17 protein-coding genes are annotated in these 14,324 nt (G+C 67.2%); 7 read left to right on the top strand and 10 right to left on the bottom strand.

The features are described 5' to 3' along the window. Positions 1 to 16: 16 nt before the first annotated feature. From OOZ48_RS05820 to OOZ48_RS05810, 3 genes are all read right to left on the bottom strand, one after another. On the bottom strand, positions 17 to 547 hold the full coding sequence (locus OOZ48_RS05820) for a YqaA family protein (RefSeq protein WP_269496517.1): 531 nt from the start codon (positions 545 to 547) through the stop codon (positions 17 to 19). 154 nt (positions 548 to 701) lie between these two features. After that, positions 702 to 833: an entericidin A/B family lipoprotein gene (locus tag OOZ48_RS05815; RefSeq protein ID WP_269496516.1), complete on the bottom strand. Its 132-nt coding sequence runs from the start codon at positions 831 to 833 to the stop codon at positions 702 to 704. 63 nt (positions 834 to 896) lie between these two features. Continuing rightward, a complete protein-coding gene (locus OOZ48_RS05810) occupies positions 897 to 1,529 on the bottom strand; it encodes a cysteine hydrolase family protein (protein WP_269496515.1) in 633 nt (210 codons plus the stop codon). Positions 1,530 to 1,663: 134 nt separating this feature from the next. On the opposite strand from OOZ48_RS05810, the gene OOZ48_RS05805 reads away from it, so the two are divergent. Further along, positions 1,664 to 2,722 carry a GlxA family transcriptional regulator gene (locus tag OOZ48_RS05805; protein ID WP_269496514.1) on the top strand — a complete coding sequence of 353 codons (1,059 nt, stop codon included), beginning with the start codon at positions 1,664 to 1,666 and terminating at the stop codon, positions 2,720 to 2,722. Here the strand turns inward: OOZ48_RS05805 and OOZ48_RS05800 are convergent. Together OOZ48_RS05800 and OOZ48_RS05795 are read right to left on the bottom strand one after the other, a co-directional pair. Next, on the bottom strand, positions 2,641 to 3,045 hold the full coding sequence (locus tag OOZ48_RS05800) for a type II toxin-antitoxin system VapC family toxin (RefSeq protein ID WP_269496513.1): 405 nt from the start codon (positions 3,043 to 3,045) through the stop codon (positions 2,641 to 2,643). The two genes, OOZ48_RS05805 and OOZ48_RS05800, sit on opposite strands and share 82 nt — an antisense overlap. A gap of 9 nt (positions 3,046 to 3,054) precedes the next feature. After that, entirely contained in the window at positions 3,055 to 3,285 is a 231-nt protein-coding gene (locus OOZ48_RS05795) for a CopG family transcriptional regulator (protein WP_269496512.1), read from the bottom strand. A 168-nt stretch (positions 3,286 to 3,453) separates the two neighbouring features. On the opposite strand from OOZ48_RS05795, the gene ilvA reads away from it, so the two are divergent. Next, on the top strand, positions 3,454 to 4,962 hold the full coding sequence (ilvA, locus tag OOZ48_RS05790; protein ID WP_269496511.1) for a threonine ammonia-lyase, biosynthetic: 1,509 nt from the start codon (positions 3,454 to 3,456) through the stop codon (positions 4,960 to 4,962). Between the two features lie 12 nt (positions 4,963 to 4,974). Here ilvA and phoR read toward each other — a convergent pair whose 3' ends face one another. Continuing rightward, positions 4,975 to 6,294, bottom strand: a complete 1,320-nt coding sequence (gene phoR, locus OOZ48_RS05785) for a phosphate regulon sensor histidine kinase PhoR (RefSeq protein WP_269496510.1) — start codon at positions 6,292 to 6,294, stop codon at positions 4,975 to 4,977. Beyond that, on the bottom strand, positions 6,291 to 6,986 hold the full coding sequence (phoB, locus tag OOZ48_RS05780; RefSeq protein WP_269496509.1) for a phosphate regulon transcriptional regulator PhoB: 696 nt from the start codon (positions 6,984 to 6,986) through the stop codon (positions 6,291 to 6,293). Before phoB ends, phoR begins: the two co-directional genes overlap by 4 nt. A 156-nt stretch (positions 6,987 to 7,142) precedes the next feature. Between phoB and ubiE the strand changes: the two genes are divergently transcribed. From ubiE to rfaE2, 5 genes are all read left to right on the top strand, one after another. Then, a complete protein-coding gene (ubiE, locus tag OOZ48_RS05775) occupies positions 7,143 to 7,913 on the top strand; it encodes a bifunctional demethylmenaquinone methyltransferase/2-methoxy-6-polyprenyl-1,4-benzoquinol methylase UbiE (protein WP_269496508.1) in 771 nt (256 codons plus the stop codon). A gap of 143 nt (positions 7,914 to 8,056) precedes the next feature. Beyond that, on the top strand, positions 8,057 to 9,025 hold the full coding sequence (locus OOZ48_RS05770; protein ID WP_269496507.1) for a Tim44 domain-containing protein: 969 nt from the start codon (positions 8,057 to 8,059) through the stop codon (positions 9,023 to 9,025). Positions 9,026 to 9,112: 87 nt separating this feature from the next. Further along, the gene (locus tag OOZ48_RS05765) at positions 9,113 to 9,742 is read left to right on the top strand and encodes a ubiquinone biosynthesis accessory factor UbiJ (RefSeq protein WP_269496506.1); all 630 of its coding nucleotides are present in this window, start codon (positions 9,113 to 9,115) and stop codon (positions 9,740 to 9,742) included. Further along, positions 9,736 to 11,292 carry a ubiquinone biosynthesis regulatory protein kinase UbiB gene (ubiB, locus tag OOZ48_RS05760; protein WP_269496505.1) on the top strand — a complete coding sequence of 519 codons (1,557 nt, stop codon included), beginning with the start codon at positions 9,736 to 9,738 and terminating at the stop codon, positions 11,290 to 11,292. Before OOZ48_RS05765 ends, ubiB begins: the two co-directional genes overlap by 7 nt. 3 nt (positions 11,293 to 11,295) lie before the next feature. Then, the gene (rfaE2, locus tag OOZ48_RS05755; protein WP_269496504.1) at positions 11,296 to 11,784 is read left to right on the top strand and encodes a D-glycero-beta-D-manno-heptose 1-phosphate adenylyltransferase; all 489 of its coding nucleotides are present in this window, start codon (positions 11,296 to 11,298) and stop codon (positions 11,782 to 11,784) included. Positions 11,785 to 11,795: 11 nt separating this feature from the next. Here rfaE2 and OOZ48_RS05750 read toward each other — a convergent pair whose 3' ends face one another. From OOZ48_RS05750 to OOZ48_RS05740, 3 genes are all read right to left on the bottom strand, one after another. Then, the gene (locus OOZ48_RS05750) at positions 11,796 to 12,476 is read right to left on the bottom strand and encodes a protein-L-isoaspartate O-methyltransferase family protein (RefSeq protein WP_269496503.1); all 681 of its coding nucleotides are present in this window, start codon (positions 12,474 to 12,476) and stop codon (positions 11,796 to 11,798) included. 74 nt (positions 12,477 to 12,550) lie between these two features. Then, on the bottom strand, positions 12,551 to 13,381 hold the full coding sequence (gene thiD / locus OOZ48_RS05745) for a bifunctional hydroxymethylpyrimidine kinase/phosphomethylpyrimidine kinase (RefSeq protein ID WP_269496502.1): 831 nt from the start codon (positions 13,379 to 13,381) through the stop codon (positions 12,551 to 12,553). A gap of 9 nt (positions 13,382 to 13,390) precedes the next feature. Further along, positions 13,391 to 14,197, bottom strand: coding sequence for a thiazole synthase (locus tag OOZ48_RS05740; RefSeq protein WP_269496501.1), 807 nt, complete (start codon positions 14,195 to 14,197; stop codon positions 13,391 to 13,393). Between the last annotated feature and the right edge of the window lie 127 nt (positions 14,198 to 14,324).

The following is a 14,324-nucleotide window of genomic DNA, read 5'->3' as shown; positions in this document are numbered from 1 at the left end:
ATGGGCTAGTTTAAGGCTAAAGCCAGGTGCTGATCCACGGCCAGGCCTGCAGGAGGACGGCCGTCATCGCGATGTAGCGCAGGCACTTGCCGATCGCCATGTAGATCACGCAGGGCCAGAAAGGCAGGCGCAGCCAGCCGGCCACCGCGCAGAGCGGGTCGCCCACGATGGGCAGCCAGGACAGCAGCAGGGCGGGCGGGCCGAAGCGCTGGAACCAGTCCGTCGTCAGCGTGTGCCAGCGGCCGCCGGCTTTCGCACGCGCCTTGCCGGGATGCTTTAGGCGCCATTTCTCGTAGGCCACCTCGGCCCCGGCGCCCATGGTGTAGCTGATCGCGCCGCCCACCGTATTGCCCAGGGTGGCCACCAGCACGGCGGGCCAGAACATGTGCGGCGCGATCTGGACATAGCCGAAAACGGCGGGCTCGGACCCCATGGGCAGCAGCGTGGCCGACACCAGGCTGACGATGAAGATCGCCGGAAGCCCGAATTTGGGCAGCGCAAGCGCGGCCAGCAGGGCATGGATCGAGGATTGCAGCCAGAGTTCCATGGTGGAGGGGAGTGTAGCTCAGCGCAAGGCGCCGTCCGGCGCCGCCTTGCGGGCACGGCGCGAAGGGCGGTCTGGCCGGGGACACGGTCCGCGCGAACGCGAAAAACCCGCCCGGCTGCGGGCATGCGGCGGCCGGGCGGTTTTCAGGAGGGCTTTACTTTGTGGACTTGGTGATCGCGTTGCCGACGTTGCTGATGTCCTCGCCGGCGCCGGCGACGGTGTTGGCGCAACCCGCCATCAGCAGGCAGCCCAGCAGGGCCAGTGACGCCAGAAGTTTCTTACCCATGGTCAGTTCCCGTTTCCTGGTGATTGTGTCGCCCTATTCTACGGTAACTTCCGCAGGCCCGGCTCAGGCCGGCAGCGCTCTTTTCGTGCGCTGGTTCGACAGGTAGATATTGTCGCGTTCGAGGGCGCGGCCGTCGTTCACCGCGGCGATCCAGCCTTCGGTCGTGGCGACGGCGGCAAAGCCCGAGTGGAACACCGTGCTGAACACCCGATGTATTTCTTCGGCGCTGGCGCGACCCGCCGCGTTCTCGTACGAGGGCGAGCCCGAGGCGTCGGCCAGGAACTCGACGTTCAGGCCCTCGTGCGAAGCCTGGAGGATCGTGGAGGCGTCGCAGTTGTGGGTCATGTATCCCACGACCGTCAGGGTGTCGATCGCCTGATCCGCCAGCCATTGGGCGAGGTCGGTGCCGGCGAAGGCGCTGGCCATGTGCTTGTTGATGCGATGATCGGCGGTGCGCCGCGCGACGACGGGATGGAGCTCCCAGGCTTCCGAGCCCTTGGCGAACAGAGGCGAATCCTCGGGCGCGTCGTGCTGGACCACGATGACGGGAATGCCGGCCGCACGGGCCGCATCCATCGCGCGCCCGATGTTGTCCAGCGAGCTCTGGACCGGCGGGTGCTCGATGAGCAGATTGCCGGTCACATATTCATTCTGCACGTCGATCACGAGCAGGGCGCGACGGGGGGATTCAGACATGGTGTTCTCCTGGTTGGGTTCGTCCGGCGGCTTGCCGGCTTGGGGACGGGCGCATCGCCCGTTTGCAGGCATTGTCCGGCGAACCTGCCTTGAGCGATACTGGCCTGAAGGCATATATAGGATAATATCGGGCCATGGACCTTTCCACCCCCACCCATCAGTACCGGATCGCCGTCATCGCGTTCGACGGGATGTCGCCCTTTCACCTGTCGATTCCCAGCCTCGTGTTCGGATCCCGCTATGCGGCGGGCCCTGTTTTCGACGTGCGTGTCTGTGCCTGCGGCGATGCGCCGCTGGGCACCTCCGCCGGCTTCGACCTGGTGGTCAAGCATGATTTGTCTGCGGCGGACGAGGCCGACCTGGTGATCGTGCCCACCTGGCATGACGACTGCCGCGAGGCGCCGGCCGCCGTGATCGGCGTCTTGCAGCGCGCCCACGCACGCGGCGCCCGGGTCATGGGCTTGTGCCTGGGCGCTTTCCCTTTGGCGCAGGCCGGCCTGCTGGATGGCCGATCCGCAACGACCCACTGGGGCTACGCCGACATATTGGCCCGGCGCCATCCGCGCGTGAACGTCGATCGCGATGTCCTGTATGTCGACGACGGCGAGGTGTTGACGTCCGCGGGGGTCGCGGCGGGCCTGGATTGCTGCCTGCACCTGCTGCGGCGCCTGTGCGGGGCCGAGGCCGCCAACCAGGTCGCGCGCCAGCTCATCGTCGCACCGCAGCGGCAGGGCGGCCAGGCGCAATTCATCGAGCGGCCGGTGCCCTTGTCCGCCGCCGACAGCCGTCTTTCAGCGGTATTGGAATGGGCGACCAGCCGCCTGGAGCAGACCCTCACCATCGACGAACTGGCCGAGCGCGCCGCCATGAGCCGGCGCAGCTTCACCCGGCGCTTCCGCCAGGCGACCGGCACATCGTTCAAGCAGTGGCTGCTGAGCCAGCGGCTGGCCCATGCGCAGCACATGCTCGAGGCCGGCGACGCGACCGCCGAGGTCGTGGCTCAGCGGGCGGGATTCGGTTCGGCACTGTCGCTGAGGCAGCATTTCCGGGCGGCGTTCAAGACCTCGCCGATGGCGTATCGGAGGGCGTTCAGGCTGGGCCGCGACCTTGCTCAGGATTCATGCCAGTTCCGGCAGCGCAGTCCCGGCACGCGGGCGAACTCGCGCGTATTGCGCGTCACTAGCTCGGCCTGATGCCGCAGCGCCGTGGCGGCGATCAGGACATCATGCGGGCCGATGGGCGTACCCGCCGCCTCCAGTTCAGCGCGAATCTCGGCCGCCCGTTCGGCGCACTGGCTGTCGAATGCGAACCGACGCAGGGGCTGCAGCAATTGGTCAAGCGCCGCCATGCGCGGCCTCGACGCGGCGGGCGGCAAGCGCAACAAGCCGTAGCGCAGCTCGTACTCGACGATGGCCGGCACGCCAAGTTCGGCCGGGCGCAGCGCCTGCAATCGCGGCACCACCGCCGGATCGCCGCGAAAGTAATAACTGATGGTATTGCTGTCGAGGATCAACATGTCAGGCGCTCAAAATCCCACACGCGGCGCATCCTGCCCAATCGTGGCTGGGGCGTCTTCACGCAACGGAAAGTCTGCGAAACGTCCGGCCAGTTCCAGGCAGTCGACGGGCCAAGCCTCGGCCGCGTATTGCCGGACGGCCTCGGCCACCCAGCGGCTTTTCGACAAACCACTGGCCTGTGCCGCGCGTTCGATCAACGCCTGAGTGTCCTTGTCCAGATAAAGCGTCATTTGAGACATGGGCGACCACCTGATGAGAACACAATATATTTATAAGTATAAGATTCCTCAGACTGCTGTCAAACCGCAGGGTGGGTCTTCGGCCCGATGGACGGCCATGCGTCCACCAGCGCGGCCCGAGATGCGCCCTATGATATTCTTTTCCTCCCTATCCCGATTGCGCATGCCATGTCCGTCGATTACCTGAAACGCATCCTGACGTCCAAAGTCTATGACGTCGCCCATGAAACCTCCCTGGACCTGGCCCCCCGAATTTCCAAGCGCATCGGCAACACGGTGCTGCTCAAGCGCGAGGACACGCAGCCGGTGTTCAGCTTCAAGCTGCGCGGCGCCTATAACAAGATGGCCAATCTGTCGGCCGACGAACTCAAGCGCGGTGTCATTACCGCCTCGGCGGGCAATCATGCGCAGGGCGTCGCCCTGTCGGCCAGCCGCCTGGGCTGCCGGGCGGTGATCGTCATGCCGGTGACCACGCCCCAGGTCAAGATCGATGCCGTGCGCGCACTGGGCGGCGAGGTGGTGCTGTTTGGCGACAGCTTTACCGACGCGGCCGAGCATGCGGCTGAACTGCAGGCGCGCGACGGTCTGACTTTCGTGCATCCGTTCGACGATCCCGATGTGATCGCCGGCCAGGGGACGGTCGGGATGGAGATCCTGCGCCAGCATCCGGGGCCGATCGATGCCGTGTTCGTTGCCATCGGCGGCGGCGGCTTGATCAGTGGCGTGGCGGCCTATATCAAGCAGCTGCGTCCCGAGATCAAGATCATCGGCGTGCAGACCGAGGATTCGGACGCCATGATCCGCAGCATCAAGTCCGGCCGCCGGGTCAAGCTCGCCGACGTGGGCCTGTTTTCGGACGGCACGGCGGTCAAGCAGGTCGGCCTCGAGACCTTCCGCCTGGCGCGCGAATATGTCGACGACTACGTGGCCGTCGATACCGATGCGATCTGCGCCGGCATCAAGGACGTGTTCCAGGACACGCGCAGCGTGCTCGAGCCCGCCGGCGCGCTGGCCGTGGCCGGGGCCAAGCGCTACGCCGTCCAGCAGAAATGGAAGGGCAAGACGCTGGTGGCCATCACCTGCGGCGCCAACATGAATTTCGATCGCCTGCGCTTCGTCGCCGAGCGCGCGGACGTGGGCGAGGCGCGCGAGGCGCTGTTCGCCATCACCCTGCCGGAAAAGCGCGGCAGCTTCCTGCGCCTGTGCGAGGCCGTGGGCCAGCGCGCAGTCACCGAATTCAATTATCGGATCTCGGATGCCGAGACGGCCCATGTCTACGTCGGCCTGCAAATCCGCTCCGAGGCCGAGATCGAAAAGCTTGCCGCGCATTTCCGCAAGCTGGACTTCCCGACGCTGGACCTGACCGGCAACGAGATGGCCAAGACCCATCTGCGCTACATGGTGGGCGGGCATTCTGGGCTGGCCAAGCACGAGGTGCTGTATCGCTTCGAGTTTCCCGAGCGCCCCGGCGCCCTGATGCGCTTCCTGGGCGCGATGAATCCCGATTGGAACATCAGCCTGTTCCATTACCGGAACCAGGGCGATGATTATGGCCGCATCCTGGTGGGCATCCAGGTGCCGCCGGCCGACAAAAAGGCCTTCAGGGAATTTCTCGCCACCCTCGGCTATCCGTACTGGAACGAGACCGAAAACCCGGCGTACCGCTTGTTCCTGTAGGCCCGGGGGGCTTCAGGCGGCGTGGTCCTGCGCCGCCGCTTCCGCAGTGCAGACGCGGTGGGGCGGGAACTCGATGGAAAACGTGCTGCCCTTGCCCAGGACGCTGTCGATGCGCAGCGTGGCGTCGTGGCGTATGGCGACGTGCTTAGTGATCGCCAGGCCCAGGCCGGTGCCGCCCGTGGCGCGCGAGCGGCCCCGGTCCACCCGGAAGAACCGTTCCGTCAGGCGGACGATGTCCTGCTCGGCGATGCCGATGCCGGTGTCGCGCACGGCGTAGCGCGCGCCGCCGTCCTCGGTGCGCGCCCAGGTGACGGTGATGGTGCCTTCGTCCGGCGTGTAGTTGACGGCGTTGGTCATCAAATTGGTCACGGCCGAGGCCAGTTCGGTGTCCGCGCCGAGGATGCGCAGATTCTCGTCGATCTGGGTTTCGAATACATGGCGGCCGCCGGACAAGGCCTGGCCCTGGGCAAGCGCGGTCTGGATGAGGGCGGGCAGCAGGATGGGTTCGCCGTGGCGGTTGGGCGAGGACTCCAGGGCCGACAGGGTCAGCAGGTCGGCCACCAGGGCCTGCATGTTGCGTGACTGCTCGATCATGAGTCCCAGGTAGTGGCGGCGCTGATCGGGGTCCAGCGCGCCCTCGGGCATGTCGTGCAGTGTTTCCAGGAAGCCCGACAGGACGGTGAGGGGGGTGCGCATCTCGTGCGAGACGTTGGCGACGAAATCCTTGCGCATGTTCTCGAGCCGTTCGATCTGCGTGATGTCGCGGGTGACCATCAGGAACTGGCCCACGCCATAGGGCGCCAGATGCAGCAGCAGGGTCCGTTCGCGCGATTCGCGCTTGAGGTGCAGCACCAGTGGCTTGTCCCATTGCGCCTGGCGGGCGTAGGCGGCGAATTCTGGTGAGCGCACGATGTTCAGGATGCTGTGGTGCTTGTCGCGCTCCAGATCCAGCCCCAGGTGCGTCGCGGCGGTCTGGTTGCACCAGAGCAAGGCCTGGTCCGCGTCCAGGGTCAGGGCCCCGTCGGGCAGGGCCTCGGCGGCCAGCAGGACGCGCTGGAAGCTGCGGGTGCGTTCCTGCAGTTCGAGGCGGTTCTGCTTGAGTTTGCGGTAGATGGGGGCGAGGATCCCATCCCACGGGCCGACCGAGGGGGGCGGGGGGTCGTCGATGTTGTGAATCCAGCGCGCGATGCGCGACAACTGCCAGCCGCTGGCCAGCACCATCGTCAGCAGGCCCACGGCGAATACGCCCCAGCCGGTGGCGGCACCCAGCCAGGCGCCGACCAGCCCTCCGAGCAGGGCCCAGACCCCGACGGGCACGAGGGTCCTGATCATGCCGCGGCCGAGGTGCTGAAGCGATAGCCCGCGCCGCGCACGGTCTGGATGTAGGCGTCCAGCCCGACCGGCGAGAGGGCCTTGCGCAGGCGGCGGATGTGGACGTCGACGGTGCGTTCCTCGATGAAGACATGGTCGCCCCACACCTGGTCCAGGACCTGCCCGCGCGTGTAGACGCGGTCGGCATGCGTCATGAAGAAATGCAGCAGGCGGAACTCGGTCGGCCCCATGGGTAGCGCCTGGCCACGGCCCAGGACCTGTCGGGCGTCGGGCTCCAGGCGCAGCTCACCCGCCTGGATCGGGTCCTCGGTGAGCTGCGGCGCGCGTCGGCGCAGCAAGGCCTTGATCCGCGCCAGCAGCTCGCGCGGCGAGAAGGGCTTGGTGATGTAGTCGTCGGCGCCGGCCTCCAGGCCGTCGATCTTGTCCTGCTCCGCCCCCTTGGCGGTGAGCATGATGAGGGGAATGGCGCGCGTGCGATCCTCGGCGCGCAGATCGCGCGCCAGCCGCAGGCCCGAGGTTCCGGGCAGCATCCAGTCGAGCAGGATCAGGTCCGGCAGCGCCGTGCGGATGTGCGCATCGGCCTCGCGCGCATCGAGGGCGCGCAGCACCTCGTAGCCTGCCAGCTTGAGGTTGACGGCGATGAGCTCCTGGATGGAGGGTTCGTCTTCGATGACCAGAATGGTGGTTTGCATGGTGTGGATGCGCTGGGACCGGTCCCGGCTGCTTTGAATATGACGGCACTGTAATGCTATGGCGGAATTATTTCATGGGTATGACGATGCGCCAAAATGCAAATGCTGTTTTCCGGGGCGGGGAGCGGGCCGGGAATGCGGTACGATAGCCGCATCATGCGAAACGACCACCAAGACACCCAGGCCGGGCCGGGGCCGCAGACCCATTTCGGATTCCAGACCGTGCCTGAATCGGACAAGGCGCGGCGCGTGGCCGAGGTCTTCCATTCCGTGGCGTCGCGCTACGACGTGATGAACGACTTGATGTCCGCCGGCCTGCATCGGCTCTGGAAGGCGTTCACGATCGGCCGCGCCCAGGTGCGCCCCGGCATGCGCGTGCTGGACATCGCCGGTGGCACGGGCGATCTGGCCCGGGCGTTTGCGCGGCGGGCGGGGCCGACGGGCGAGGTCTGGCTCACCGACATCAACGATTCGATGCTGCGGGTGGGCCGCGACCGCCTGCTCGATGACGGCATCGTGACGCCGGCGACCGTGTGCGACGCCGAGCACCTGCCTTTTCCGGACAACTATTTCGATCGCGTGACGGTGGCGTTCGGGCTGCGCAACATGACCCGCAAGGACCAGGCGCTGGCCGAGATGCGCCGCGTGCTGCGGCCCGGCGGCAAGCTCCTGGTGCTCGAATTTTCGCGCGTGGCGCCGCCGCTCGCACCGGCCTACGACTGGTATTCCTTCAATGTGCTGCCGCGCATGGGCAAGCTCGTCGCCGGCGACGAGGACAGCTACCGCTATCTGGCCGAATCCATCCGCATGCATCCCGACCAGCAGGCGCTGGCGGCGATGATGCGCGACGTGGGCCTGGACCGCGTCCAGTATTTCAACATGGCCGCGGGGGTGGTGGCCCTGCACGAGGGTGTGCGGCTCGACTGAATCCGGACCTGACGCGGTTTCGCCGTCCGGCCCTGCCATCCGGGCGGATTTTTGTGTTAATGTGGAGCTGACATTTAGCTGAACGTCAGTTTCGTATCATCCGCCCCGGATGCCGCGGCCTGGCACCATCGGAGTTTCTCCTCATGAATTTGCGACTATCCCGCTGGATGGCCGGGGCCATGCTCATGTTCTCGGCCGTTGCGATGTTTGCCGTCTCCAGCGACGCCGAGGCCCGCCGCATGGGCATGGGCCGCAGCTTCGGCAAGCAATCCACCAATGTGACGCAGCAGCGCCAGGCGGTGACGCCACCGGCCGCGCAGACCACGCAGCGATCCGCGGCGACCGGCTCGACCGCCGCCGCCGGCACCGCTGCGGCCGGCACCGCCGCCCGCTCGGGCATGTCGCGCTGGCTGGGTCCGATCGCCGGCATCGCCGCGGGCCTGGGCATCGCGGCCCTGCTCTCCAGTCTGGGCCTGTCGGGCGCTTTCCTCGAGTTCCTGTCCAGCATGATACTCATCGGGCTCGTGGCGTTTGCCGTGATCTGGCTGGTGCGCCGCATGCGCGGCGGCCAGCGCACGATGGCGCCCGCGGGGCACAGCTATCGCCAGGGCCCGTCGCCGGATGCGTCGTGGCCCAGGGGGCCGGCCGCTGGCGGTGCGCCCGCCGCTGCCGGGTCGGCGCCCGCCGCGGCACCCGAGATCGAGTCCGTCTCGTCGCCGGCCGCTGATCCCAACTGGTTCATCCCGGGTGATTTCGATGTGCCGACCTTTCTCTCCCAGGCCAAGCAGCGCTTCGTCCAGATCCAGGCGCTCTGGGATGCCGGCAATCGCGACAACCTGCGTGAATACCTGACCGACGACCTGCTGGTCGAGATCACGCCCCAGTTGCCGCAACACGACGAGGGCAACCAGACCGAGGTGGTCCTGCTCAACGCCGAACTGCTGGGCATCGAAACAGTCGCCGGCGGCCACCTGGCCAGCGTGCGCTATTCCGGCATGCTGCGTGAATCCGCCGGTGCCGAGGCCTTCCGTTTCGAAGAGGTCTGGAACCTGTACAAGGCCGATGGACAGGGCTGGCTGCTGGCCGGTATCCAGCAGATCGACACCCACTGATCCCGCTTTCATGCGCGCTGCGCAAAACCGGTAAACTGAAGGGCCTGCGGGCCCTTCTTTTTTCGTATCCGTGCACCGCGTATGATCATGTCGCCTCCCATTCCCCTGCCGCATCCCGCAGGCCTCGCCCTACGCGTCCTCAACGTGCTGTTGCAGCGCGAGGATTGGGCGCGTCGCCGCCTGGCGGCGCATGCCGGCAAGGTTCTGCGCCTGTCGGCGGGCGGCCCCTGGCGCCTGCAGGCCGCCATTTCCTCCGAGGGGCTGCTGCAGGTCTCGGACGCCGCCATCGTGCCCGATGTCGTGGTGTCCCTGCCCGAAGGGCGCTGGCGCGAGCTGCCCGAGCTCTGGCGCCGCGGCGGCATGGCGGAAGTGTCCTCCTCGGCGCGCATCGAAGGCGATGCGGGCCTGGCCCAGGCGGTGTCCGATCTTGCCGCCAGCCTGCGCTGGGACGTCGAGGATGACCTCGCGCGCGTGGTGGGCGACGTGGCGGCGCTGCGGCTGACCGGCAGTCTGCGCGCCCTGGGCGTCGGCGCACGCCAGGTTGCGGAGCGCGCGCGCGACAATGTGGCCGAATACCTGGGCGAGGAAAGCGGCCTGGCCGTCCGGCGCCCCGAGTTCGATGTCTGGCGGGACGGCATCGAGGCGTTGCGCGGCCGCCTCGACGCCCTGGACCGGCGGGTCGCGGCGCAGGCTGCCGGGGCGGACCGATCATGCTGACGTTCCTGCGCCTGGCCCACATCATCCTGATTTCGCTGCGCTATCGTCTGGACGAACTGGTGCTCTCCAGCATCCAGCACCCCTGGGCGCACGGCTTGTTGAAGGTCGTCTGCCTGGGTCATCGACCGCGCCGCCCAAGGGGCGAGCGCCTGCGCCTGGCCCTCGAATCCCTGGGGCCGATCTTCGTGAAATTCGGCCAGGTCCTGTCGACGCGCCGCGACCTGGTGCCGCAGGACCTCGCCGACGAGCTGGCCCGGCTGCAGGACCGCGTCCCGCCGTTTCCGTCGGAGATCGCCGAGGCGATCATCGAGGAGGCCCTGGGCGATTCGCCGCACCGCTTGTTTGCGCATTTCGAGCGCACGCCCGTGGCCTCGGCCTCGATCGCCCAGGTCCATTTCGCCGTGCTGCACGATGGCCGCGAGGTTGCCGTCAAGGTCCTGCGCCCCGAGATGCGCGAGGCCATCGAAAAGGATCTCATGCTGCTGCGCGCAGCCGCCGGCCTGGTCGAGCGGCTGGGGCCGGACGGGCGCCGGCTCAAGCCGCGCGAGGTGGTGGCGGAATTCGACAAGTACCTGCACGACGAGCTCGACCTGGTGCGCGAGGCGGCCAACTGCAGCCAGTTGCGCCGCAATTTCGGCCTCGGCACCGGGCGCGAACACCTGCTGCAGGTGCCCGAGGTGGTCTGGGAACTTTGCGCCACCCAGGTCTTCACGATGGAGCGCATGCGGGGCATTCCCGTCAGCCAGGTCGACCGCCTGCGCGCCGCGGGCGTGGACATTCCGCTGCTGGCGCGCCGGGGGGTCGAGATCTTTTTCATGCAGGTGTTCACCGACGGGTTTTTCCACGCCGACATGCACCCGGGCAATATCTATGTCTCCGACAACCCCGAGACCCTGGGGCGCTACATTGCCATGGATTTCGGCATCGTCGGCTCGCTGTCGGAATTCGACAAGAACTACCTGGCCCAGAATTTCCTGGCCTTCTTCAGGCGCGACTATCGGCGTGTGGCACAACTGCACATCGAGTCCGGCTGGGTGCCGGCGCAGACCCGCGAGGAGGAACTCGAGGGCGCGGTGCGGGCGGTGTGCGAACCCTATTTCGATCGCCCCTTGTCCGAGATTTCGCTGGGGCAGGTGCTCTTGCGTCTGTTCCAGACCTCGCGCCGCTTCAATGTCGAAATTCAGCCCCAGCTCGTCCTCCTGCAAAAAACCCTGCTCAACGTCGAGGGCATGGGACGCGAGCTCGACCCCTCGCTGGATCTCTGGCAAACGGCCAAGCCCTTCCTGGAAAAATGGATGCACCAGCGCATCGGCCTCCAGGGCTTGCGTCAGCGCCTGGACCAGGAGGCCGGCCAATGGGCGCAGATGCTGCCGCAGATCCCACGGCTGGTCTACACACGGCTGAGCCTGCCTGATCACAGCGCGGCGATGCGGGCCGACCTCGAGCGCCTGTGCAGGGTCCAGAACCACACCAACCGCCTGCTGACCGTCCTGTGCGGCATATTGGCGGTGGCGCTGGGCGTGGCCGTCTGGGCGCTGACGAGAGGCTAGGTCATGGATCGTCCCGCCCGCTTCGAAACCAGGATCCTCGGACGCGAGGCTTGCGAGCGCGCCGTGCGCGAGGGGCACCTGCCGCGTCCGCTGGTGTTCACCAACGGGGTGTTCGACATCCTGCATCGCGGGCACGTCACCTACCTGGATCGCGCCGCCGAGCTGGGCGCAAGCCTGATCGTCGCCGTCAACACGGACGACTCGGTGCGCCGCCTGGGCAAGGGGGATGACCGGCCGCTGAATGCCCTCGAGGATCGCATGGCGCTGCTGGCGGCGCTGGCCTGTGTGGATGCGGTGACGATGTTTGACGAGGACACCCCCGTGGCGCTCATCGAGGCCTTGCGTCCGGACGTGATCGTCAAGGGAGGCGACTACGACATGGATATCCTGCCCGAGACCGCGCTGGTGCGCGGCTGGGGCGGCCGCGCCGTGGCGATTCCGTTCGAGCACCAGAGATCCACGACGGCCTTGCTGAGGAAGATCCGCGGCTAGGGCGCGCGGCCCTAGAACTTGAAGCGGGACTTGGCCGTGCCGCGCAAGGGTTTGATCAGGGTGTCGAACAGGCCGACGGTCTCGAAGCCCGCGGCGCTGGTGCGCGTGATACGGCAGGCTGTCATGACCGGCGCGCGGCCCACCACGGCCACCATTCGGCCGCCGATCGCCAACTGGTATTTCAGGGCGTCGGGGACGCTGGGCACCGAACCGGTGATCAGGATCGCATCGTATTCGGCGGTGCCCCAGCCGGCGTGGGCGTCGCCGGTCTCGAGCTTGACGTTGTGGACCTGGTTGCGCTGCAGGTTGGTCTGGGCAAAGGCCGAGAGGCGGCTTTCGAGTTCGATGCTGGTGACCTGCTGGGCGAGGCGCGCCAGCAAGGCGGCCTGGTAGCCGGATCCGGTGCCGATCTCGAGTACGCAATCGCCGGGCTGCAGCAGCAATTCCTGCGCGAGCTTGGCCTCGACCTTGGGCGTGAGCATGGTTTCCCGGGTATCGACCCCGTCGATCACCAGCGGCAGTTCGAGATCGGAGAAGGCCAGCGCCTGCAGGTGCGGCGGCACGAAGCGTTCGCGCGGCAGGTCGAACAGGGCTTGCAACACGCTTTCGTCATGGACGTTCCATGGGCGAACCTGCTGTTCGACCATGTTGAAGCGGGCGCGTTCTGTTTCCGGAAGCTCGTTGATGTTCATATCGGGTACGAAAGGTTTGAAAAACCAAGGGTTTTCGATAGGTCGATTATAGGCCAGGCGCGGCCCTGTAGGGATCAAGCCCCAATCGCGCCCGCGGGCCACCAGGCATGGAAATGTTGCACCGGACCGTGGCCCGAGCCCACGGTCAGGGTATCGGCATGGGCGATGGCCCGCACCAGGTAGTCCTTGGCCTGGCGTGCCGCCTCGGGCACGTCGGCCGTGCGCGGCAGCAGCGCGGCCAGCGCCGCCGACAGCGTGCAGCCGGTGCCGTGGGTATTGCGCGTCTGGATGCGCCGGCCCGGCATTTCGATCAGGCGATCGCCGTTGTGCAGGACGTCGATGGTGTCCGGGCCGGGCAGGTGTCCGCCCTTGAGAAAGACCCAGCGCTCATCGTCGTCGCTCAGCAGGCGCCGCAGGCGTTCGGCCATGCGCCGCATGTCCTTGAGGTTGTCGGCCGGTGACTGGTCCAGCAGTACGCCCGCCTCGGGCAGGTTGGGCGTCAGGATGGTGGCCAGCGGCAGCAGGGCCTCGCGCAGGGCCGCGACGGCGCGTTTTTCGAGCAGATGATCGCCGCTCTTGGCCACCATGACCGGATCCAGCACGATGTGCGCCGGCCGCCAATGCGCCAGGCGATCGGCGACGGCCAGGGTGACGCTTTCCTGGCCCAGCATGCCGATCTTGACCGCGTCGACGCGCACGTCCGCAAACAGCGTGTCGATCTGGGCGGCGACGAATTCCGCCGGCACCGGCGAGATGCCCGTCACCGCCTGCGTGTTCTGGGCAGTCAGCGCGGCGATGACGGCCATGCCATAGGCGCCCAGGGCGCTCATGGCCTTGACGTCGGCCAGCACGCCGGCGCCGCCTGAAGGGTCGACGCCGGCGATGGACAAAGTGTTGGGGATCATGGGGACGGTTCAGGATCGTGTCGAGGGCAGCAGGCCCTCGGTGGGCGAGCTGGGGTCGGCATCGTAGTACTTGCGCGGGATGCGACCCGCCAGATAGGCCTCGCGTCCGGCCTCGACGGCCAGGCGCATGGCGCGCGCCATGCGGATCGGGTCGCGGGCGCCGGCGATCGCCGTGTTCATCAGGATGGCGTCGCAGCCCAGCTCCATGGCGATGGCGGCGTCCGAGGCCGTGCCCACGCCGGCGTCCACGAGGACGGGGACCTTGGCCTGGTCGATGATCAGGCGCAGGTTCCACGGATTGATGATGCCCATGCCAGAACCGATCAGCGACGCCAGCGGCATGACTGCCACCACGCCGATGTCCTCCAGCATGCGGCACTGGATCGGATCGTCGCTGCAATACACCATCACCTGGAAGCCGTCGGCGACCAGCGTGCGGGCGGCGGCCAGGGTTTCGGGCATGTTGGGAAACAGGTTGCCCGAATCGCCCAGGACCTCGAGCTTCACGAGCGCGTGGCCATCCAGAAGTTCGCGCGCCAGGCGCAGGGTGCGCACGGCGTCCTCGGCGGTGTAGCAGCCGGCGGTGTTCGGCAGGATCGTATAGCGGTCCGGGGGCAGGAAATCCAGCAGGTTGGGTTCGCCCGGATTCTGGCCGATGTTGGTGCGGCGGATGGCGACGGTGACGATCTGGGTGCCGCTTTCCTCGATGGCCTGGCGGGTCTGCTCGAAATCGCGGTATTTGCCGGTGCCGACCAGCAGGCGGGACTGGAAGGTGTGGTCGGCGATGGTGAGGGGATCTGATGATGCTGGGGTCATGGTGTCGTTGGGTTCGCTGTGCGTATGCGCGCTGGGCGCCGCCAGGAATCCTGGCGGTCATCTAGTAGGATAATCCATTTGGAGTGGTGGGGGACGACTGACTGGCTGTCCCCTGCAGCCGTGCAGA

The sequence above is a fragment of the Castellaniella sp. S9 genome, from assembly GCF_027257175.1.
Taxonomy (GTDB): Bacteria; Pseudomonadota; Gammaproteobacteria; order Burkholderiales; family Burkholderiaceae_B; genus Castellaniella.
This window is presented reverse-complemented; position numbering and strand designations above follow the sequence as displayed.

What these genes read in the sequence shown, in the direction of transcription:
- OOZ48_RS05805 (WP_269496514.1), top strand. Translation starts at nt 1,664, where the DNA reads ATGGACCTTTCCACCCCCACCCATCAGTACCGGATCGCCGTCATCGCG.
- rfaE2 (WP_269496504.1), top strand. Translation starts at nt 11,296, where the DNA reads ATGGATCGTCCCGCCCGCTTCGAAACCAGGATCCTCGGACGCGAGGCT.
- ilvA (WP_269496511.1), top strand. Translation starts at nt 3,454, where the DNA reads ATGTCCGTCGATTACCTGAAACGCATCCTGACGTCCAAAGTCTATGAC.
- OOZ48_RS05815 (WP_269496516.1), bottom strand. Translation starts at nt 833, where the DNA reads ATGGGTAAGAAACTTCTGGCGTCACTGGCCCTGCTGGGCTGCCTGCTG.
- ubiB (WP_269496505.1), top strand. Translation starts at nt 9,736, where the DNA reads ATGCTGACGTTCCTGCGCCTGGCCCACATCATCCTGATTTCGCTGCGC.
- thiD (WP_269496502.1), bottom strand. Translation starts at nt 13,381, where the DNA reads ATGATCCCCAACACTTTGTCCATCGCCGGCGTCGACCCTTCAGGCGGC.
- OOZ48_RS05770 (WP_269496507.1), top strand. Translation starts at nt 8,057, where the DNA reads ATGAATTTGCGACTATCCCGCTGGATGGCCGGGGCCATGCTCATGTTC.
- phoB (WP_269496509.1), bottom strand. Translation starts at nt 6,986, where the DNA reads ATGCAAACCACCATTCTGGTCATCGAAGACGAACCCTCCATCCAGGAG.
- OOZ48_RS05750 (WP_269496503.1), bottom strand. Translation starts at nt 12,476, where the DNA reads ATGAACATCAACGAGCTTCCGGAAACAGAACGCGCCCGCTTCAACATG.
- phoR (WP_269496510.1), bottom strand. Translation starts at nt 6,294, where the DNA reads ATGATCAGGACCCTCGTGCCCGTCGGGGTCTGGGCCCTGCTCGGAGGG.
- OOZ48_RS05795 (WP_269496512.1), bottom strand. Translation starts at nt 3,285, where the DNA reads ATGTCTCAAATGACGCTTTATCTGGACAAGGACACTCAGGCGTTGATC.
- OOZ48_RS05765 (WP_269496506.1), top strand. Translation starts at nt 9,113, where the DNA reads ATGTCGCCTCCCATTCCCCTGCCGCATCCCGCAGGCCTCGCCCTACGC.
- OOZ48_RS05740 (WP_269496501.1), bottom strand. Translation starts at nt 14,197, where the DNA reads ATGACCCCAGCATCATCAGATCCCCTCACCATCGCCGACCACACCTTC.
- OOZ48_RS05810 (WP_269496515.1), bottom strand. Translation starts at nt 1,529, where the DNA reads ATGTCTGAATCCCCCCGTCGCGCCCTGCTCGTGATCGACGTGCAGAAT.
- OOZ48_RS05820 (WP_269496517.1), bottom strand. Translation starts at nt 547, where the DNA reads ATGGAACTCTGGCTGCAATCCTCGATCCATGCCCTGCTGGCCGCGCTT.
- ubiE (WP_269496508.1), top strand. Translation starts at nt 7,143, where the DNA reads ATGCGAAACGACCACCAAGACACCCAGGCCGGGCCGGGGCCGCAGACC.
- OOZ48_RS05800 (WP_269496513.1), bottom strand. Translation starts at nt 3,045, where the DNA reads ATGTTGATCCTCGACAGCAATACCATCAGTTATTACTTTCGCGGCGAT.